At 57.4% G+C, this 20,821-nt stretch carries 22 protein-coding genes; 19 read left to right on the top strand and 3 right to left on the bottom strand.

Going from position 1 to position 20,821, the window contains the following annotated elements; all coding sequences use genetic code 11:
• Positions 1–140: 140 nt before the first annotated feature.
• Genes K5Q35_RS01045 through K5Q35_RS01035 form a run of 3 tightly spaced genes read left to right on the top strand, consistent with a single transcriptional unit; the run spans position 141 to position 2,538 of the window.
• Positions 141–836, top strand: a complete 696-nt coding sequence (locus K5Q35_RS01045; protein WP_013961208.1) for a CoA transferase subunit A — start codon at positions 141–143, stop codon at positions 834–836.
• A gap of 10 nt (positions 837–846) precedes the next feature.
• Positions 847–1,899, top strand: coding sequence for a PAS domain-containing protein (locus K5Q35_RS01040; protein WP_220798114.1), 1,053 nt, complete (start codon positions 847–849; stop codon positions 1,897–1,899).
• Between the two features lie 12 nt (positions 1,900–1,911).
• Positions 1,912–2,538, top strand: coding sequence for a 3-oxoacid CoA-transferase subunit B (locus tag K5Q35_RS01035; protein WP_013961206.1), 627 nt, complete (start codon positions 1,912–1,914; stop codon positions 2,536–2,538).
• A 65-nt stretch (positions 2,539–2,603) separates the two neighbouring features.
• Here K5Q35_RS01035 and K5Q35_RS01030 read toward each other — a convergent pair whose 3' ends face one another.
• Positions 2,604–3,431, bottom strand: a complete 828-nt coding sequence (locus K5Q35_RS01030) for a lytic transglycosylase domain-containing protein (protein WP_220798113.1) — start codon at positions 3,429–3,431, stop codon at positions 2,604–2,606.
• A 351-nt stretch (positions 3,432–3,782) separates the two neighbouring features.
• Here K5Q35_RS01030 and K5Q35_RS01025 point away from each other — a divergent pair, with 351 nt between their 5' ends.
• From K5Q35_RS01025 to K5Q35_RS00950, 16 genes are all read left to right on the top strand, one after another.
• Entirely contained in the window at positions 3,783–4,061 is a 279-nt protein-coding gene (locus K5Q35_RS01025; RefSeq protein WP_013961204.1) for a hypothetical protein, read from the top strand.
• A 99-nt stretch (positions 4,062–4,160) separates the two neighbouring features.
• Positions 4,161–4,367: a hypothetical protein gene (locus K5Q35_RS01020; RefSeq protein ID WP_013961203.1), complete on the top strand. Its 207-nt coding sequence runs from the start codon at positions 4,161–4,163 to the stop codon at positions 4,365–4,367.
• A gap of 170 nt (positions 4,368–4,537) precedes the next feature.
• A complete protein-coding gene (gene cpaB, locus K5Q35_RS01015) occupies positions 4,538–5,386 on the top strand; it encodes a Flp pilus assembly protein CpaB (RefSeq protein ID WP_220798112.1) in 849 nt (282 codons plus the stop codon).
• Positions 5,387–5,578: 192 nt separating this feature from the next.
• Complete coding sequence (locus K5Q35_RS01010) at positions 5,579–6,970, top strand: type II and III secretion system protein family protein (protein ID WP_013961201.1); 1,392 nt, start codon at positions 5,579–5,581, stop codon at positions 6,968–6,970.
• Between the two features lie 4 nt (positions 6,971–6,974).
• Positions 6,975–7,358, top strand: a complete 384-nt coding sequence (locus K5Q35_RS01005) for a hypothetical protein (protein ID WP_220798111.1) — start codon at positions 6,975–6,977, stop codon at positions 7,356–7,358.
• Positions 7,359–7,657: 299 nt separating this feature from the next.
• Entirely contained in the window at positions 7,658–8,893 is a 1,236-nt protein-coding gene (locus K5Q35_RS01000) for an AAA family ATPase (RefSeq protein ID WP_220798110.1), read from the top strand.
• Positions 8,894–8,912: 19 nt separating this feature from the next.
• On the top strand, positions 8,913–10,358 hold the full coding sequence (locus tag K5Q35_RS00995) for a CpaF family protein (protein WP_220798109.1): 1,446 nt from the start codon (positions 8,913–8,915) through the stop codon (positions 10,356–10,358).
• A 45-nt stretch (positions 10,359–10,403) separates the two neighbouring features.
• Positions 10,404–11,366, top strand: a complete 963-nt coding sequence (locus K5Q35_RS00990) for a type II secretion system F family protein (RefSeq protein ID WP_013961197.1) — start codon at positions 10,404–10,406, stop codon at positions 11,364–11,366.
• A gap of 11 nt (positions 11,367–11,377) precedes the next feature.
• The gene (locus K5Q35_RS00985) at positions 11,378–12,361 is read left to right on the top strand and encodes a type II secretion system F family protein (protein ID WP_220798108.1); all 984 of its coding nucleotides are present in this window, start codon (positions 11,378–11,380) and stop codon (positions 12,359–12,361) included.
• A complete protein-coding gene (locus tag K5Q35_RS00980) occupies positions 12,358–12,951 on the top strand; it encodes a tetratricopeptide repeat protein (protein ID WP_220798107.1) in 594 nt (197 codons plus the stop codon). The genes K5Q35_RS00985 and K5Q35_RS00980 overlap by 4 nt, the downstream gene beginning before the upstream one ends.
• Before the next feature lie 30 nt (positions 12,952–12,981).
• Positions 12,982–13,839: a lipopolysaccharide assembly protein LapB gene (locus K5Q35_RS00975; RefSeq protein WP_220798106.1), complete on the top strand. Its 858-nt coding sequence runs from the start codon at positions 12,982–12,984 to the stop codon at positions 13,837–13,839.
• A gap of 6 nt (positions 13,840–13,845) precedes the next feature.
• Entirely contained in the window at positions 13,846–14,343 is a 498-nt protein-coding gene (locus K5Q35_RS00970) for a prepilin peptidase (RefSeq protein WP_220798105.1), read from the top strand.
• Between the two features lie 81 nt (positions 14,344–14,424).
• A complete protein-coding gene (locus K5Q35_RS00965; RefSeq protein WP_220798104.1) occupies positions 14,425–15,732 on the top strand; it encodes an ATPase in 1,308 nt (435 codons plus the stop codon).
• Between the two features lie 56 nt (positions 15,733–15,788).
• The gene (locus tag K5Q35_RS00960; protein ID WP_220798103.1) at positions 15,789–18,242 is read left to right on the top strand and encodes a ligase-associated DNA damage response DEXH box helicase; all 2,454 of its coding nucleotides are present in this window, start codon (positions 15,789–15,791) and stop codon (positions 18,240–18,242) included.
• Positions 18,243–18,281: 39 nt separating this feature from the next.
• The gene (gene pdeM, locus K5Q35_RS00955; protein ID WP_220798102.1) at positions 18,282–18,944 is read left to right on the top strand and encodes a ligase-associated DNA damage response endonuclease PdeM; all 663 of its coding nucleotides are present in this window, start codon (positions 18,282–18,284) and stop codon (positions 18,942–18,944) included.
• 9 nt (positions 18,945–18,953) lie between these two features.
• The gene (locus K5Q35_RS00950; protein ID WP_220798101.1) at positions 18,954–19,391 is read left to right on the top strand and encodes a PaaI family thioesterase; all 438 of its coding nucleotides are present in this window, start codon (positions 18,954–18,956) and stop codon (positions 19,389–19,391) included.
• Here the strand turns inward: K5Q35_RS00950 and folD are convergent.
• Together folD and K5Q35_RS00940 are read right to left on the bottom strand one after the other, a co-directional pair.
• A complete protein-coding gene (gene folD, locus K5Q35_RS00945) occupies positions 19,388–20,290 on the bottom strand; it encodes a bifunctional methylenetetrahydrofolate dehydrogenase/methenyltetrahydrofolate cyclohydrolase FolD (RefSeq protein WP_013961188.1) in 903 nt (300 codons plus the stop codon). The genes K5Q35_RS00950 and folD overlap by 4 nt on opposite strands.
• A gap of 14 nt (positions 20,291–20,304) precedes the next feature.
• Complete coding sequence (locus K5Q35_RS00940) at positions 20,305–20,775, bottom strand: hypothetical protein (protein WP_013961187.1); 471 nt, start codon at positions 20,773–20,775, stop codon at positions 20,305–20,307.
• Between the last annotated feature and the right edge of the window lie 46 nt (positions 20,776–20,821).

Genomic DNA, 20,821 nt, shown 5'->3' with positions numbered 1-20,821 from the left:
TCGCTCGATAAGCCGTGTTAATATCTTGTGCTACGCTCACACGTGAAATAAAACGTGGGCAACACCGGCCTGCACCGTGGCAAAATATTATGTTCATTGCCATTGGCTTCCGGTTCGCAGACTAGATGTGAGGAAGCGCGATGAATAAAGTGTACGGGTCGGCCTCTGAGGCGCTTGAGGGGGTTTTGCACGATGGCATGCTCATCGCGGCGGGTGGATTTGGACTGTGCGGCATCCCTGAATTGCTGCTCTCGGCGATCCGCGATGCTGGTACCAAAGACATGACCTTTGCGTCCAATAACGCCGGTGTTGATGATTTCGGCATCGGCATTTTGCTTCAGACACGACAGGTCAAGAAAATGATCTCTTCCTATGTTGGCGAAAACGCGGAGTTCATGCGCCAATACCTGTCGGGCGAACTGGAACTGGAGTTCAACCCGCAAGGAACTTTGGCCGAACGCATGCGCGCAGGCGGTTGCGGCATACCAGGGTTTTATACCAAAACCGGTGTTGGCACCGTGATCGCCGACGGCAAAGAGCACAAGGATTTCGACGGCGAAACGTATATTCTGGAACGCGGCATCGTTGCGGATCTGTCCATCGTAAAGGCATGGAAGGCCGACGCGACCGGCAATCTGGTGTTCAGAAAAACTGCGCGCAACTTCAACCCACCCGCCGCGATGTGCGGCAAAATCTGCGTGGTCGAGGTGGAAGAGATCGTGCCAACAGGCAGCCTTGATCCCGACAGCATCCACCTGCCCGGCATCTATGTGCATCGCCTCATTCAGGGCGCACATGAAAAACGGATCGAACAACGGACCACTAGGGCTGCGTAAGGCGCACAGCATGGCAGATACGAAAACAAAATCGCGCGCCGATGCGAAGCAAAATTCAGAGCCGTTTTCAGAACAGGACTTCGGTGGGTTTTCCCGCTCACAGGTTGCGATGGTATTGACCAACCCGAACCTTGACGACAATCCCATCGTCTATGCAAACGAAGCTTTTGTCCGCACCACCGGCTATGCCCATAGCGCTATTGTGGGGCGCAATTGTCGGTTCTTGCAGGGCGAGGATACGGACAAGGCCGCTGTGGATGTGCTGCGCCATGCCATCGAACTCGATCAAAATGTGACGGTCGATATTCTGAATTACAAAGCCAACGGCGCGCCCTTCATGAACCGTCTGGTTGTGTCGCCGATTGTGGATTCGCAGGGCAAGACCGAATATTTCATCGGCATCCAGAAAGAGTTGCGCAACGGTGAGCGGGATCCGAGTGCCGAGAAGGTGCATGATCACCTGATGGAAGTGCAAAACCGGGTTCAATCCGATCTTTCCATGATCATCACGATGATCCGAAACCAGTCGGCGGCAACCTCGGTCCCGGATGATTTCGCGGCCCTGAAGCGGCGTGTCGAGACGTTGGAATTGCTCTATGAAGAGATGAAACTGGCGGATCGGCATGCAAACCGCGATACCGTGCAGATGGGCAGCTTTGTGTCTCGGCTGGCCAGCGCGATTGCCCATACCGAAGGGCGGCCCGGCATACGGATGAACATGCAGATCGAACCGCTTGAGGTCTCCATTGAGGTGGCAACACGCGTGGGTCTTGTGGTGTCGGAATTGCTGACCAACACGTTTCAGCATGCGTTTGAGCGGATGGAAACCGGTCTTGTGGAAATCCGGATGTCGCAGTTGAGCGCGGGCGGGCTGCGCCTGATTGTGTCAGACGATGGCATCGGCATTCCGCGCTCAATGGAATGGCCCTCCAGTGCTACGGTTGGCGGACGGATCGTCTGCGGCCTGATTGAAGGTCTCGAAGGAACATTACACCTCGGCCGTGGGGCTGCGGGCAGCTTTGTAACAATTGATGTGCCAGCAGGCGCGTCAGTCACCGAATAGGATAGGACTGTTATGCCTTGGGATCGAAACCAGATGGCGGAGCGCGCGGCGCAAGAGCTTGAAGACGGCTGGTATGTAAACCTCGGGATCGGCATTCCGACGCTGGTCAGCAATTACATCCCTGACGGCATTGAAGTGACGCTTCAGTCCGAAAACGGCATGCTGGGCATGGGCCCCTTCCCGGTTGAAGGATCTGAGGACGCAGACCTCATCAACGCGGGCAAGCAGACCATCACCGAACTGCCGCAAACTGCTTATTTTGACAGCGCGCAGTCCTTCGGTATGATCCGGGGCGGCAAGATTGCAATGGCGATCCTTGGGGCGATGGAAGTGGCCGAAAACGGCGATCTGGCGAACTGGATGATCCCGGGCAAACTCGTGAAAGGCATGGGCGGCGCGATGGACCTTGTTGCGGGCGTCGGGCGCGTTGTCGTTGTGATGGATCACACCTCGAAACATGGCGATAGCAAAGTGCTGCGCGAGTGTACCCTGCCCTTGACGGGCAAAAATGTCGTGGACCGGATCATCACCAATCTGGGCGTGTTGGACGTGGTCGAGGGCGGGTTGAAAATCGTCGAGACGGCGGACGGCGTGAGCGAAGAAGACCTGCGCGCGGCAACCGAGGCCACAATCATCTGAGGTCGCGTCGGGCCAGACCGGAGCGTCCCGGGGTACCTCGTGCCTCAGCTACGTCGTCAAACCCTCTAGTTGAGCCCGGCAAAAACACATCCGTCCGACACAAGTTCGGGCGGGGTGAGACACAGCCCTCGGGCCACCTGAAATGCGCTGAGGACCTTGGGCACGTAGTCGCGTGTTTCGGGGAACGGCGGCACACCGTCATGTTTGGCCACTGACCCCTCGCCCGCGTTATATCCAGCCAGCACCATGATCGGGTCACCGTCAAATTTCTCCATCAGCCAGTCGAGATAGCGCACGCCGCCTTGGATGTTCTGACGCGCAGATAACACATCCTCGACACCAAAGCGTTCGGCTGTGGCAGGCATCAACTGCATCAAGCCTGTCGCGCCCGCTGTACTGACCGCCCCCGGATTGCCTGAGGACTCCACCGAAATCACCGCCAGAACCAAGGCGGGCGACACGCGTGTCCCCACGGTCGAGCGCAGAATGGTCGCACTGTTGTTGCGTGCGATTTCCTGCAAATGCTGCAGCCTTGGCTGGGGGATACTCCCGCCACCGCCAAGCACTGCCATCGCCTCGTGCAAACGCCCCGGCCCGGAATCCTTCAGCTGAGGGGAAATCCGTGACCAAAACCAACTGTATGCCCCGATCTTCAGGTCATCGAGAAGGGCCGCATCCTGCAATGCTGGCGTCTGAATGACAGGTACGCGGGGCCGAGCCAGCAGGCGCGCCTGCTCTTCAGGATCAATTTGCACGATCTGTGGCCGTTCGCCTGCTTTCGGCACACCCACACGTTTGGCACTGAAATCAGGAAAGGTTGCCGGGGTATCAGCCCATGCGGCGCACCCAACCGATAACGCTGCCAAAAGCGACAGTAAGAAACGAATGCGCATGATTTCTGCTCTCAGTATTTTTGGTTTTGTTTTGCGCGAAGTATCACAGATTGCCCACTCTCTGACCAGAAACCCGAGCCGGGATCAGGGCGATTTTGCCATAATCCAAACAGTGTCAGCCGACGCAAAACACAAGGTTACTTATTTTTTCAATTTTAAATCAGTGCCTTAAAGTGAAATCCGGCTATACATCAATAGATACGCAAAAGTCACAATTGGTGTCAAAATGATGCCCCAATCGCCCAGCTATATGTCCCTGTACCAAGTCGGGCCGACCAAAACACGCAAACGGTCACTGAGATCGACAAGGTGAGTACGTTTAAATCAAGTGATCCTTTGGAGGGACAAGGCATGATGAAATTTATCAATAACTTCCGCAAAGACGAAGATGGCGCCGTTACGGTTGACTGGGTCGTTTTGACCGCCGCCGTTGTTGGTCTGGCTGTTGCGGCATATAGTTCGATCAATACTGGCGCCACAGAACTGACGGGTAAGACAAGCACGTTCCTCGGCGCACAGGATCCCGCACTCGCAGCTGGCGGGAACATTCAGGGCGCTGCCGGCGGCGGCACAACAACTGACACGACCACACCGACTACGACAACACCGACTACGACAACACCGGACTAATAATCCCAGCCTGATAAAGACACAGGGGCCGCAATCTGCACGCAGAGCGCGGCCCCTTTTTTTCCGAATGCTGTTATTTGAAGAGCAGAGGATAGTTTGATGTCGATTGATTTGAAAAAATTCATGATAAACGAAAACGGCGCGATCACCGTGGATTGGGTTGTTCTAACCGCTGCCGTTGCCGGATTATGCATCGCTTTCATTGTGGAACTACGAAGTGACGCCAGCAATCTGAGCTTTTTGACACAGCGATACCTTGAGGCGCAGGACCCTCAGGCAGCCGCAGGCGGCAATATTCAAGATTGAGGATGGCGCATGAACAATCGCCTTTTCAGAAGTAATCACGGGAGGCACGCGCAACAAACCTCTGAGTTACCACGTAAAAATCGTGAAATTGCCGCATTTCGGCACCACTTTTAACGCAGCACTGAACATGCGCGCCCCAAAAAGGCGCATCGGCAAAACGAGGTGACATTATGCGAGTGATATTTGGAATGGTCCTTCTGGCGGGCGTCGCGCTCGCGGGTGGCGCCGTATATATGGCCAAAGGGTACATCGGCCAGTATCAGGCCGAGCTTGCCCGCGCACAGCAAATGCAAAGCGCGATTGTGCCGACCCAGCCCGTATTTGTCGCAACCCGCCACCTGCGTTACGGCGACACTTTGAACCCCGAAGATGTGCGGGCCGTAAACTGGCCGACAAATGCCATTCCTGAAGGGGTTTTCACGGATATTGCAGTGCTTTTCCCCGAAGGTACGGACGAACCGCGCCTGATCATACGCCCCATGGAGCCGAACGAGGCGCTGCTTGCCGTCAAGATCACCGAGCCGGGCGAGGATATTGGCCTGACCACGCGGCTCGAAAAGGGCATGCGCGCATTCGCCATTCGCGTTGACGTAGCAACCGGCGTGTCGGGGTTTCTGCGGCCCGGAGACAAGGTTGATGTGTATTGGACCGGCGGCGTCCAGACCAGCAATGGCCGTGAGGACGTCACCAAACTGATCCAGAGCGCTGTCCGCCTGATCGCGGTGGACCAGACCGAAGATCAGATGAATGGCGCGCGCATTGCCCGCACGGTGACGGTCGCTGCAAGCCCCGAACAGGTCGCAGCACTGGCGCAGGCGCAATCCACTGGCAATTTATCCTTGTCCCTTGTGGGCGCAGGTGATGATGCCGAGCTGGATGAGATCAAGGTAAATCAGGTTTCCCTGCTCGGCCTGCAACAGGCCGCCCCAGTGGTCGCAGCCCCCGTAGCCCGTGTTTGCTCGATCCGCACCCGTCGCGGCGCTGAAGTCGTGGCAATTCCCATTCCCTGCACAAACTAAGTAAATCCATGGGCTTACAAGGGCGCAATTGCATCAGTTGCGCCTTTTCCCGTTTTGCGTGTTGCCATTTATCCACATAAGGACAACCGCGGAACCCATTGATTCTTGCAAAAAATTCAAAACCTGCGCAAAGTATCGCCTATACGGGCAAAAAGACCCGAAATTGAGGCGTGATCAACAAAGGCAGGTCACATGAAAACCAATGGAATACTCAAGGCAGCCCTTCTCGGGCTGACGCTAAGCGTGAGTCCTGTTGCCTTTATGGCACCTTTGACGGCTCAGGCTGAAGCGCTGCGGATCATCGCCAGAGAAACCAGCGAAACGCTGAATGTTTCGCAAAACCGTGCTGTGGTGGTGGAAAGCGAAATCCCTTTCGCCGAGCTCAGCATCGCCAACCCCGGAATTGCGGACATATCATCCTTGTCGGACCGCAGCATTTACGTGCTTGGCAAAGTGCCGGGCATCACAACGCTGACCCTTCTGGATGCGGCCGGGCAGTTGATCACCAATGTCGAAGTCCGCGTTGCCCCCGATCTGACCGAGTTCAAGGAACGCCTCCGCCAGATCCTGCCCGGTGAAGCGATCGAAGTGCGCACCGCCAATGACGGCATCGTTCTGTCGGGACAGGTATCGAGCAGTCAGCGGCTGTCAAAAGCGCTTGAACTGGCCGCACGCTATGCGCCGGATCGCGTCTCAAACCTGATGACGGTCGGGGGTGTTCAGCAAGTGATGCTGAAAGTGCGCTTTGCCGAAATGAGCCGCGGTGTGTCCAAACAGTTGCAAAGCTCCCTTAGGATTGGCGGCACAGAGGCTCAGGCGGGGATCGGTCGCGGCATCGGCGGCATTCCAAATCTGGCCGCAGATACGGCGCAAGGCGCTGTGTTCTTTGATTTCGGGCTGGGATCAACACAGGTTCAACTGCTGTTGGAGGCACTGGAAACAAAAGGGGCCGTGCGGACATTGGCCGAACCCAACCTCGTGTCGCTGTCCGGCCAGGAAGCGAATTTCCTCGCGGGCGGCGAATACCCGGTTCCGGTTCAAAGCGAAGACGGCATCAGCGTTGATTACAAACCATTCGGCATCGAACTGAACTTTGTCCCCCGCGTTGTGGATGGCGATCTGATCAATCTGCAACTATCGGCTGCGACCTCCTCGATTGACCCCTCGAACGGGATCAGCGTTGGTGACAGCTTTACCGTGGATGCGTTTATCCGCCGGGAAGCGTCGACCACGGTCGAAATGCGCGATGGCGAGAGCTTTGCGATTGCGGGACTGCTGGAGGACAACTTCAATGATAATATCTCACAGGTGCCCTGGCTGAGCGATGTTCCGATCCTCGGTGCCCTGTTCAGAAGCACGGATTACATGCGCAACCAGACGGAACTCGTCATCATCATAACCGCACATCTGGTAACCCCGACCCGTGGCGAAGCCCTCGCCCTGCCGACGGACCGGATCAGGCCCCCAAGCGAAAAGGATCTGTTCCTGAACGGGCGCACGATCCAAACCCTGAACGCGCGCGGTGCGGCGGGCGAAGTGGCCAAACAGGACTTCGGCGGCTCTTATGGCTATGTGATGGAGTAATCAGATGTCTCTTTTCCTCACCACACCCGCACGCGCCGTTGCCATTCTGATGGGATTGGCCGCGCTGAGTGCCTGCGCACCGGACACCGGGGTTGGTCAATTTTACCGCGAGGCCGGATCACAAGTTGACTCAGGCGAATTCGGGAATGCGACGCTACACAACCAGCTTTCGCAAATCTGCCGCACAAACAGCGCGGGCGTAGGCAAAGTTGGTGGTCAGGCGGGTGATCCGCTCGTGGTACTTGACCCCGAAAGCACGTTGAACCGCAAAGTGTATCGCGTGCACTGCGATGGCACCCTGGATGGTAAGTTTGCGCAGGTTGTCTACCGCGAGTATGTCGGCAGCAGCGTGCAGACATCCAATGTGGAACAGGCCGACGCGCAATAACGCGCGCCCCGATTGCCTCGATTACACCGAAACGACAGGCAGAGCATTGCAACTCTGCCTTTTTGGTTGGCGCGGGCTAACCCAACAATTTGACAATGCTTACGCCATTGTGTCTGCAAACCCAACAATTGGGCGAATTCAGCCCTAATTATGCCCAAGTTCACTGCGACTTTCCCTCCAATGGGACACGCACGTCCGGCAGAAGCAGCCGGGCGTGAGCGTCAAAGGGGAACACGCAAAGCGCTCTTGGTGCGCCATCCTCCTTTGACCCTCTCTGGAACACGAAGGAAGACGAGGCAATGACCGGCACACCGCCAAATTCGGAGTTATCACCGATCGTCGCTTGCACGGTCAGCCGCGATGTCCAGAACTTTGATCTGTTGATCGAAGATATGGAACTGGCGCTTGGTGAAAACTGGGGCGACCTTGGGTTTGCCGAGGCGCTGGCCTTCTTTGGCCAACCCGAGGCGCAAGCGCTTGAATTCATTGCCCTTGCGATTGACGAGACCGATGAGGAAAACCTCAACCATATGGGTGAAATCATCGGGCAGGCCAAGGCGCGCGGCATCAAGGTGATCCTGATTGCCGAAGACGTGACGCCCGCCGCGCTACATTCACTGCTCAGGCAGGGCGCGGATGAATTTGTGCCCTACCCTCTGCCCGAAAATGAACTGTCCGAGGCGATCGAGCGCGTGCGCGCCGCCGAGCAAGCATTGCAGGCAAGCGCCAATACCCCCGCGTTGCATTCTGGTGCCCAGAAAGAAGGGGCCGTGATCGTCGTGCATGGGTTGGCAGGCGGCACCGGGGCCACAACCCTCGCCGTGAACCTCGCGTGGGAACTTGCGACCCATGAAAAGAAAGACGGGCCGCGCGTCTGCCTGATTGATTTCGACCTGCAATACGGCGCGGTGGCCACCTATCTGGATTTGCCACGTCGTGAAGCGGTCTACGACATGCTGGCCGACACGGAAAACATGGATGACGAGATATTTGGCCAGTGTTTGCTGACCTTTGAGGACAGGCTCGAGGTTCTGACCGCCCCTGCGGATATGTTGCCGCTCGATCTGATGTCGGCGCAGGATGTCAGTCGCATTCTGGCTATGGCGCGACGCCATTTTGACTATGTCGTCATTGATATGCCCTCCACGCTCGTGACGTGGTCCGAGACGGTGCTGAATGCGGCGCATGTCTATTTCGCGACCATGGAAATGGACATGCGCTCGGCTCAAAATGCGCTGCGTTTCAAACGCGCGCTGCAATCCGAAGACCTGCCCGTCGAAAAGCTGCGCTATGTGATGAATAAAGCACCCAAGTTCACCGATCTGTCCGGCAAAAGCCGGATCAAACGAATGGCGGAAAGCCTCGATATCTCAATCGATCTGCAAATGCCCGATGGCGGCAAACCCATCACGCAGGGGGCGGATCACGGCATACCGCTTGCCCAGTCTGCCGCCAAAAACCCGTTGCGTCGTGAAATCGCCAAGCTCGCGGCCTCCATCCTCGCGCTTGGCAGTACCGACGTCAAAGCCGCCTGATTTTCAAAGGAAGCCCTGCATGTTCTCAAAATACAAAAAAGCCAAAGCAGAAATGCCTGTCGGGCTGGATGCCTCAATCCAGAAAGCACCACCGGGCGACGCCCCGGACAACACGGCTGTGCAAAACGTCATGCGCAAGGCACCACAGGCTGCCCCGGCGCAGGTGGCCCAGATGGACAAAGAACGCAAACGCAAAGAGCGGATGGGCGAGATCAAGCTGGACCTGCATCACGTGCTGCTCGACAACCTCAACCTTTCTGCGCTTGAACATGCAACCGAACAGGATTTGCGTCAGGAAATCAGCGCCATCACCAGCGAACACCTGCAAGCCCAGAGCATCGTTCTCAACCGCGAAGACCGCCAGACGCTGACATCCGAACTCTATGATGAGGTCACAGGGCTCGGGCCCCTTGAGACGCTTTTGAAAGATGACACGGTCAACGATATTCTGGTCAACGGACCCCAGCAAATTTTTGTGGAGCGGGATGGCAAACTGCAACTCACAGACGTCATCTTCAAGGATGAACGCCACCTGCTGCGCATTATCGACAAGATCGTCTCGGCCGTTGGTCGGCGCGTCGATGAAAGCAACCCCTACGTGGATGCGCGCCTTAAGGATGGGTCGCGGTTTAACGCGATGGTGCCACCCGTGGCCGTTGACGGCAGCCTCGTGTCGATCCGGAAATTCAAGAAAGACAAGCTGGGCATTGATGATCTGGTGCACTTCGGCGCCTTTACCGAAGAGATGGCCGCCTATCTGCAGGCGGCCGTGGCGACGCGCCTCAACATCATTGTCTCGGGCGGAACGGGTTCGGGAAAAACCACAACCCTGAATGCTCTGTCGTCCTTCATCGACAACGCGGAACGTATTCTGACCATCGAGGACACGGCGGAACTGCAATTGCAGCAGACCCATGTGGGCCGCATGGAAAGTCGCCCGCCCAACGTCGAGGGCAAGGGCGAAGTTTCCCCCCGTGATTGCCTCAAGAACGCGCTGCGGATGCGGCCTGATCGCATCATTGTGGGCGAGACACGCGGCGAAGAGGTGATTGATATGCTGCAGGCGATGAACACGGGCCACGATGGATCAATGACGACGATCCACGCGAACTCTGCCCGCGACGGGGTGTCTCGACTGGAAAACATGATCGCCATGGCCGGGATCGAAATGCCGCTCAAAGCGGTGCGCAGTCAGATCTCATCGGCGGTTAATCTGATTGTTCAGGCCTCGCGCCTGCAGGACGGCTCACGCCGCATGACCTCGATCACCGAAGTGACGGGGATGGAGGGCGAAGTCATCTCGATGCAGGAAATTTTCCGCTATCAGCGCGTGGGGCTCACACCGGAAAACAAGATCATCGGCCATTACACGGCCACCGGCGTGCGCAGCGCATACGCCGAACGCTTCCGTATGTGGGGCTACGATTTGCCAGCTTCCATCTATGAACCCACCGCGGCCCAGTAAGGGTTTTCAACATGACCTACTGCTTCGCCACTTGAGGATTTGAACATGAGCCCAGAACCCATCATCTATGGCCTGATCTTCATCGGCGTGCTCGTTCTGGTCGAGGGTCTTTATCTGGTGACCTTCGGCAAATCCATCAGCCTGAACAGCCGGGTGAACCGCAGACTTGAGATGCTGGACAAGGGCACGGGCCGCGACGAAGTGCTGGAAAAGCTGCGCAAGGAGATGCAGCAGCACATGAAATCAAAGTCGATCCCGCTCTATTCCCTGCTCGGTGAAAAGGCGCAAAAGGCGGCGATTGCCTTTACCCCAAGCCAGCTGGTCATGATCATGGGCGTGCTCGCGGTCGTCGCTTTTCTGGGCCTCAGCGTGGGCACGGAATCATCCCTGCCCGTGCGGATCATGATGTCCATCGGCATTGGTGTGGGTGCGGTCTATTTCTGGGTCTCCAGCAAGGCCAACAAGCGTCTTGCCATGATCGAAGAACAACTGCCCGATGCGGTTGAACTGATGGTCCGCTCCCTGCGGGTCGGGCATCCGTTCTCCTCAGCGGTGCAAATCGTCTCCAAGGAGGTGCAGGACCCGCTGGCGTCGGAAATGGGTGTTATCGCGGATGAAAGTGCGTATGGGCGCGATGTCGGTGACGCCCTCAAGGAAATGGCGGAGCGTCTGGACATGCAGGATCTGCGCTTTCTGGCGGTTGCGGTGAACATCCAACAGACTTCCGGCGGCAACCTTGCGGAAATCCTCGCCGGGCTGGCCAAGGTGATCCGGGCGCGCTTTCGCCTCTTTCGCCGGGTCAAGGCCATCACCGCCGAGGCAAAATGGTCAGGCAAGTTCCTCTCTGCCTTTCCGGTCGTTGCGCTGATTGTGATCAATGTTGGCGATCCGAATTACTATGACGCGGTGCGCGATCATGCGTATTTCATCCCCGCCTGTTTCCTTGTGGGCGTCTTCCTCGCACTGAACCTTTTCGTCATGCGCATCCTGACCGATATCAAAGTATAGGGAATATTCCGATGGGCTTCTTGAACAATATCAACGCTTTGATTGTCGAATTTCTTGGCCCCCTTGGCCCCATGATCCTGCTGGGCACGCTGGGTCTGATCATGATCGGTGTGACTGTGGCCCTGATGCTGGCTCAACCCGAAGACCCGATGGAAAAGCTGAAAAAACAGATACAGGCCCCAGGTTCAAGCGCGCCGGAACAACGACTGCGTCAGGGGGAGCGCAATGAACAGTTGCAGAAATTTGCGTCCTTTCTCGAACCACAGGACGTCGCCGAACTGAGCGCGCGGCAATTGATGCTGCGCCAGGCCGGGTATCAAAGTCAGGACGCTGTCCGCTTTTTCCATTTTGCACAGTTTGCCCTCGGTCTTGCGGGGCTGCTGCTGGCTTTTGTCTACCTCAACCTGCTGGGCCATGGTGAGGGGTTCACCACGCAGAAAATGATGATCTTTACGATCATTCCCGGCGCGGTGGGGTATTATCTGCCGGTCTACTGGGTGCGACGCCGGGTCGATACCCGCAAGGATGAGATCACACGCGGCTTCCCCGACAGCCTTGATATGATGCTGGTCTGTGTCGAGGCGGGCCAGTCGCTGGATCAGTGCATCGTGCGTGTCTCCAAGGAATTGCATGCCTCCTACCCCGCCCTTGCGCAGGAATTTGATGTGGTGGCCTATGAGATGAAGGCGGGTAAGGACAAAACCACCGTGCTGAACGATTTTGGTGAACGCTGCGGTGTGCAGGATGTGTCGTCCTTTGTGACCGTGCTGAACCAATCCCAGCAATTCGGCACATCCATCGCCGAGGCCCTGCGCGTTTATGCGGGTGAAATGCGCGACAAACGCGTGATGCGCGCCGAAGAGGCCGCAAACAAGTTGCCAACCAAGATGACCCTTGCCACTATGATGCTGACCGTTCCGCCCCTGCTAATCATTCTGGTTGGCCCATCGGTGCACGGGATCACACAACTGGGGAATCTGGGCGCCGGACAATGAAAACAGCAAAACGGCGGGCTTTTGCCTTTGCCACCTTTGCGATCGCTGGATTGGCCGCGTGTGAAAACACAAGCAGCCTGTCGCTGCCCGAAGATCAGGTCATGGCACCGGGCGTGGATCTGCGCGCGGCGGCCAAACAGGACAGTTCAGAGGCGGTCGAAGCCGGGCACAGGTTGATTGCCGCCGGGGAATACGAACTTGCCCTGCGCGCCTTCAACCGTGCAGCTCTCAGTCGCGGCGCGTTGGATGCGGAAATCCTGTCCGGTCTCGGCACTGCCAATCTGGGCCTCGGCCGGCTCGGACAGGCCGAAGAATTGCTGCGGCGGGCCGTGCGTGACGATGCGGCACAGCCCGTGGATTACAACAATCTTGGCGTTTTATTGATGGAACAGGGCAAGACCAACGAGGCATTGCAGTATTTTCGCCGCGCCTTCGCACTCAGCAATGGCGAAAACATCGCAATCCGGGATAATCTGCGCTTGGTACTCGCAAAAACAGAAAATTCTGCTACGATTGAGCCTGAGAAAAGCAGCGAATACAAGTTGGTGCGCCGCGGAAACAGCGATTTTATCATCCGCCCGACACCATAAACGAGGCTAGAGCAGAAAAAGGACGCAAAAATGCGCCACCCTTTCGTTTTTTCCGCCTGCATTGCAGGCGCTATAATTGTTGCCGGTTGTGCCCCAAAGCCATCGGATGAGGAAACCGTCGAACGCGCTTTTCAGGACGTCAACGTTGTCGATGAAACCAACCTGTCCGAAGTCATGCTGACAGTGACGGACCCGAATGAAGCGATCTCATATTACCAGCGCACCCTGCAGAGCAGCCCCGACCGGATCGACCTGCGTCGCGGACTTGCCGCGTCTTTTGTGCGCGCCAAACGTTTCACTGAAGCAGCAAGCGCATGGGAAAAAGTCACGGAACTAAAAGACTCAACCAGCGAAGACAGCGTGAATTACGCCGACGCCCTGATCCGCAGTGGCGATTGGGACAAGGCGGAGAAGGTGTTGGACACGGTCCCCCCGACTTATGAGACATTCAAACGCTACCGCCTCGAAGCGATGATGGCAGACGCCAACGAAGAATGGAAAAAAGCCGACAGCTTTTATGAAACGGCGATCGGGCTGACCACGACACCGGCCGGTGCCTTCAACAACTGGGGTTATTCCAAACTGACGCGCGGTGATTTCGCAGGGGCGGAAAAGCTGTTTGGGCAGGCGATCCGACAGGACACCACACTGTTTACTGCCAAGAACAACCTTGTTCTGGCCCGCAGCGCACAGCGTAAATACACGCTGCCCGTGGTGCCGATGACACAAGCAGAACGCGCGCAACTGCTGCATACGATGGCGCTGTCGGCGGTCAAACAGGATGATATCCAAACCGGCAAAAGCCTGCTGCGCGACGCGATTGACACGCACCCGCAACACTTTGAAGCCGCCGTGCGTGCGCTGGAAGCCCTCGAAAGAAGCGGCTGAGGCGACATGGCATTTTCGTCGAGTGCTGCGCTGTGGTTTTTGCCCTTTGTGCTGCCGCTTTGCCTTTACGTCGCCTATACCGATCTGGCGCTGATGAAGATCACCAACAAGGCGGTTGTCACACTGGGGGCCATTTACGTGATCCTTGGCCCTTTCGTCCTGCCCTCCATTGAGGCTTATCTTTGGGGGTTTGCCCAGTTTGCGATCGCACTGGGCATTGGGTTTGTACTGAATGCCATCGGGGCAATGGGCGCGGGGGATGCTAAATTCATCGCCTTCGCAGCACCCTTTATTGCACCGGGCGACCTGCCCCGCGTTGTTTTGCTTTCCACCTGTATCCTTTTGGCGGCCCTGCTCACACATCGCGGTGTGCGCGCGAGCCGATTGCGCGACCTCGCGCCCGACTGGGTCAGCTGGTCACAAGGCAAGCGCTTTCCCCTCGGGCTCGCGCTTGGCCCCACCCTCGCCCTTTATCTGTGCCTTAGCGCGCTCAATGGTGCCTGAATTACGCCATTTTCCTATAGTATCTCACAGATAACGGGTGCCAGACGCCTCACGGAAAATGACGATAGCAAGGTCCGCAAGATGAACATGCACACCACCGACGTGATGTCGCCGCCCGCCCCAAGCAGGCTGGCCGATATGAAACTTTCGACTGTGATGATGCGCGACATTATCCTCAAGACCATGTTTCGCAAGAACGTCGATGTGGTCAGCGAACTCAGCGCCACAGTCTGCCTGCCCGTCCCGGTCACGCAGGAACTGGTTGACCTCGCCCGCAGCCAGCAATTGCTCGAAGCAACGGGGACGCTGAATGCCAACAACGGGGACGAAATGGGGTATCAGCTGACCGAACAGGGCAAAGCGCGCGCGCTGGATGCTCTGGCGCAGTCTGAATATTTCGGCCCGATGCCTGTGCCGCTGGATGTCTACCGCGCGCAGGTGAAACGGCAGTCGATCCGAAACATCATGGTCACAAAAGGCCAGTTGACCGATGCGATGGGGCATTTGGTGTTGCCAAATGATCTCTTGGGCCAACTTGGCCCTGCGGTCTCGGCCGGTCGGTCGATCCTGATGTATGGCCCGCCCGGGAACGGCAAATCCTCGATTTCAAACGGCATTCGCGACGCGCTCGGGGATCAGATATACGTGCCGCGCGCCATCGAATACGCCGGACAGGTCATCACCGTCTATGATCCCATCGTACATGTCGCCGTTGAGGACGAAGCCGAAGACCCCACATGCCTGCGCCGCCGCACCCGCTTTGACAAGCGCTACGTGAAATGCGAACGCCCGACGGTGATCACGGGCGGTGAGCTGTCACTCAATATGCTGGATCTGGTCTATAATCCAACGGCGCGCACCTATCAGGCCCCACTGCAATTGAAATCGACGGGCGGCATTTTCATCGTGGATGACCTTGGCCGACAGGCAGAACCGCCGCAGGCCCTCGTCAACCGCTGGATTGTGCCGCTGGAAGAGGGCAAGGATATTCTGGCGTTGCAGTCGGGTGAAAAATTCGAAGTGCCCTTCGACACTCTGGTGATTTTTTCCACAAACTTTCACCCCAACGAAATTTTCGATCAGGCCGCCCTGCGCAGGATCTTTTTCAAAATCAAAATTGACGGTCCAAATCAGGAAGACTTCCTGAAGATATTTGCCATGATGGCCAAGAAACGCGGGATGCCGCTGGATGAAGCGACGCTCGTGCATCTGCTCAAGGTAAAGTACCCGGAAATCGACAACGTTTACGCCAATTACCAGCCGATATTCCTGATCGATCAGATGATCGCAATTTGCGAGTTCGAAGGCATCCCCTATCAGATGCGACCCGACTTACTGGATCGCGCCTGGGCGAACATGTTCGTGAAAAGCGAAAAGATTGTGAAATAGACGCTGAAACGCCGCGCGGTATTGGCCTGACTGCCGCGCAGCACTACACTTGTCTTATGACCGGCGTACCACAACAATTTACCGATTGGTTCGCCTCAAAGGGCTGGCAAATCCATCCGCATCAGCTTGACATGCTGGCGCGCGCGGATGATCCGGCGTTACTGCTCATTGGGCCAACCGGCGGCGGCAAAACACTTGCGGGCTTTCTGCCGACGCTGATTGATCTGGCCACTGCGCCGCACGAAGGATTGCACACGCTTTACATCTCTCCTCTCAAAGCCCTCGCGGCTGATATAAAGCGCAATCTGACAACCCCTGTGACTGAAATGGACCTGCCCATCCGGGTTGAGGACCGAACAGGTGACACATCGGCCACGCGCAAGAAGCGTCAGCGCGCTGACCCCCCGCATATTCTGCTGACAACACCCGAAAGCCTTGCGTTGCTGACAAGTTACGAGGATGCGCCGCGCATGTTCAAAGGGCTGCGGCGCGTTGTGGTGGATGAGATACACGCACTGGCAGAATCCAAACGTGGCGATCAGTTGATGCTGGCCTTGGGTCGCCTGCAGCGGCTTTGCCCGGACCTGCGCCGGGTGGGTCTGTCTGCGACCGTCGATGATCCGCAGGCCATTGCACAGCTTCTGGCAAAACACCCCGACCCCTGCGAGATTTTGCTGGCCGATCCCGGCCCTGCCCCGGACATCTCCATGCTGACCACGCCCGAGGCGCCGCCTTGGTCGGGCGGCAATGCAGCCTATGCCATTCCGGCGGTGCTGGCGCAGGTCAAGGCGCATAAAACGACGCTGATTTTTCACAATACCCGCGCGCAGGCCGAGATTTTCTTTCACAATCTATGGCTTGCCAATGAGGACGGATTGCCGATCGGCATCCATCACGGATCGCTGGATCGCCAACAGCGCGAAAAGGTCGAAGCGGCGATGGTGCGGGGCGATCTGCGCGCAATTGTCTGTACCGGCAGCCTTGATCTGGGCATCGACTGGGGCGATGTGGACCTTGTCATACAGATCGGCGCACCCAAGAACGTCAAACGTCTGGTGCAGCGGATCGGACGGGCAAATCACCGCTACAACGCCCCGTCCAAGGCGCTGCTGGTTCCAGCGAACCGGTTTGAAGTTGTCGAATGCCACGCCGCTCTGGATGCGGTTTACGCCGGGCAGCTTGATGGCGAGCCACGCGGACGCGGGCCGCGCGATGTGTTGTGCCAACATGTCCTCATCACCGCCTGCGCAGGGCCCTTTGATGCGGATGCGCTTTATGGTGAAGTGATCACCGTTGGGGCCTACGCTGGCCTCAGCCGCGCGGAATTCGACGCTTGCCTGACGTTCTGTGCAACGGGCGGGTATGCGCTGCGCGCCTATGATCAGTGGCAGCGTCTGATGCAGAATGCTGACGGGTTATGGCATCTGCGCGACCCGCGCGCGGCGCAGAAAATCCGAATGAACATCGGCACGATACAGGACACGGACACGCTGAAAGTGCGCCTGCAACGCAGCCGTGGCGGCAAACCCTTGGGAGAGATCGAAGAAGGGTTCGCAGCAACGCTGACGCCCGGCGATACCTTTTTGATCGGCGGACAGATCGTGCGCTACGAGGGTTTGCGCGAAATGACAGTTGAGGTCAGCCGCAACGCTGCCAAAAAGCCCAAAGTCGCCACGTTCCTCGGAACAAAATTCGCAACCTCTACGCAACTCAGTGCGCGCGTTGTCGAAATATTTCAAGACACTGACTGGCCCTATTTGCCCGCGCATACAGCCGACTGGCTCGCACTACAACGCAAACGCAGTCAATTGCCAGCTCCGGGGCGGCTGCTGATCGAAAGCTTTCCGCATGACGGGCGCGCGCAGACTGTGGTTTACGGCTTTGCCGGGCGAAACGGGCAACAGACCCTTGGCCTTTTGCTGACCAAACGCATGGAGGAGATGGGGCTCGACCCGTTGGGGTTTGTCGCGACCGATTATGCGACGCTGATCTGGGGGCTGCAACCTGTCACAGACCCCGCACCACTGTTCGACCTTGAAGCGCTTGAAACCGGGCTGGAGACTTGGCTGGCGGGCAACGCCGTCATGAAGCGGACCTTCCGCGCCAGCGCGACGATTGCGGGGCTGATCCAGCGCAACACACCAACAGCGCGCAAATCAGGCCGGCAAGCGACCTTCAGTTCGGATATTCTCTATGACACATTGCAAAAGTATGATCCGGATCATCTTTTACTGGAAATCACCCGCGAGGAAGCCTTGCGCGGCTTGGTCGATTTTGGCCGGATCAAGGAGATGGCGGAGCGCGTTGCAGGTCGCATCGACCATGTAACCCTACCCCGCGTCAGCCCGCTTTCCGCGCCCATGCTGTTGGAAATGGGCCGCGTTCCCGTCAAGGGCGCGGCTGAGGAACGGCTGCTCGCCGAAGAAGCTGAGCGTCTTATGCACGCCGCAGGTCTGGCACAGATCACACCGCCGCCGAGCGACAAACCGAAATGGCGCGTCGGCTGGTAACCCCTTGCCAAGGTCGACCGAGTGCGCGATGGACAAATCATGAACTTTTACGATTTATCCTTTTGTGGCATTACGCTCAGGGCGATGCCTTCGGGCGCGCTTTTCTGGCCGGACGAGAACCTTCTCTGCGTTTCTGATCTTCATCTGGGAAAGTCCGAGCGGGTAGCGCGGCGCAGCGGGCAAACCCTGCCACCTTATGAGACGCGCGACACACTTGCGCGACTAGGGGATGATCTGGCCCAAACCGGTGCCCGGATCGTCATCTGTCTGGGCGATAGTTTTGATGACGTTACGGCCGCTGAGAACCTGACAGAAGAGGATCGCCACTGGCTGATGCGGCTGCAAGCGGGGCGGCACTGGATCTGGATTGAGGGCAATCATGACCCGGGCCCGGTTGAATTTGGCGGGCAGCACGTGCATCAATTGGTGCACAAAGGCCTGACCTTTCGCCATATCGCTGACCCCGGTCAACACGCTGAGATTTCCGGGCATTATCATCCCAAAGTTCAGCTTCAGACCAGAGGGCGTATGATTTCACGCCCGGCTTTTCTGGTTGATGACAGACGCCTCGTGATGCCGGCTTACGGGACATATACGGGCGGGCTGCGTACAAATCACCAAGCGCTTGACCAACTGATGGGCCCGCATGCTCTTGCAATTCTGACCGGCCCGGTGCCCACTTGTGTTCCAATGCCACGATAGGACCAGACGATGGATCAAGCAGAATTGGACCGCATTCAACACAGCTTTGAAGCGCAAAGCATGATGCATACCCTGGGCGCGGAACTGGCCAGCGTGCGTACAGCCAATGTGACCATTAAAGCACCGATTTTACCGGGCAGTCGCCAGCAGCAGGGGTTTGCCCACGCCGGGTTAACCTTTGCCATAGGGGACAGCGCTGCGGGATATGCCGCCCTGACAACCCTGCCCCTTGATCGTGAAGTCGTGACGGCTGAAATGAAAATCAACCTGCTGGCCCCTGCGCTTGGTGATTACCTCATCGCAAAGGGCAGGATCATCAAAGCAGGCCGCCAGCTGATTGTGGTGGCTGCGGATGTCTATGCGGTGACCGGCACGGACGAACGGCATATTGCCGCTCTGCAGGGCACGATGGTGCCGGTTCCCGCGACACCACAGCGTCCGGCTTAAGCGGTCAACCCTTCGGGTTCTTCCAGACCATTTGCACGACAACATGCCGTGACCGTATTGGCCAGCAGGCAGGCGATGGTCATTGGACCCACACCGCCGGGCACAGGCGTGATGGCCCCGGCAACCGCCGCACAGCTGTCGAAGTCCACATCCCCTACCAGACGCGTTTTGCCTTCGCCCTTTTCCGGCGCATCCAGACGATTGATGCCCACGTCAATCACCGTCGCACCGGGTTTGATCCAGTCACCGGGCACCATTTCAGGTCGCCCAACCGCCGCCACGACGATATCGGCGCGCCGCACGACATCCGCGAGGTCCTTGGTGCGGCTATGCGCGATGGTCACGGTGCAGCTGTCACCCAGCAAAAGCTGCGCCATCGGTTTGCCCACGATGTTTGAGCGACCGACAACAACGGCATCCATCCCCGAGAGTGAGCCATGGTAATCGCGTAGCATCATCAGGCAACCCAGTGGCGTGCAGGGCACCATGCTTTTCTGACCCGTGCCCAACAGCCCCACATTTGAGATGTGAAACCCGTCGACGTCCTTTTCTGGCGCAATGGAATTGATCACGAGGTCCTCATCAAGATGCTTTGGCAAGGGCAGCTGCACCAGAATGCCGTGGATTTCAGGGTCCTTGTTGAGTTGATCCACAATCGCCAGCAGATCGGCCTCGGACGTGTCAACATCCAGCTTGTGCTCAACTGATTTCATACCGACTTCTGTGGTCTGTTTGCCTTTGGAACGCACATAGACCTGACTTGCCGGGTCTTCCCCGACCAGCACAACGGCCAGCCCCGGTGTGATCCCATGATCGGCCTTGAGACGCGTTACATGCTCTGCAACCTGCGCACGAACGCGCGCGGCAAAGGCTTTTCCGTCAATGAGTGTAGCTGACATTTCTGATCTTCCTGTTATCTGATAAAATCGACCCGGTGAGCCCAGTTTTGGCCATCACTGATGATCAGCTCGTCAAAGGCCATCAACTGCAAAAGGTCGTAAAAAGTGGCAACGTATTGCAAGTCTTCCTGTCGGAAATACCCGCCTTGCCTGACGCTTGTCGTAAGCTGTGCAAGGATCGCACGCGCGCGATAGATGGTTGAAAACACGTCGTCATCAAGGGCCACAAGGATAAGCGTATCTGCCCCTTCGCCCTTGGTGAAGAATACGAATCTCGGGCTTTCCGGCGCTTCCAGCTGTGCTTTGGTCAGAACGTTCACAAAATCTATGCGCACGCTTTTGTTTGCACCTTCCGAGCTGCGCACAACCCGGTCAAACGTTTCCGAGGTCGCCACCTCGGGATAGTAATACCCGACATATCGGTCCTCAGCCGCTGCGTCGCCAGCAAGCAACACGGCTGCGACAAAAGCAATCCATCTCATCATTGTGGTTCCTTTCCACTCTCTGAGCGACCAGCCTGCCCGACCTGCG

It is taken from the genome of Roseobacter sp. OBYS 0001 (genome assembly GCF_019654895.1).
GTDB classification, from domain to species: Bacteria; Pseudomonadota; Alphaproteobacteria; order Rhodobacterales; family Rhodobacteraceae; genus Roseobacter; species Roseobacter litoralis.
Note: the sequence above shows the minus strand (reverse complement) of the source record. Positions and strands in the feature narration are given on the sequence as shown.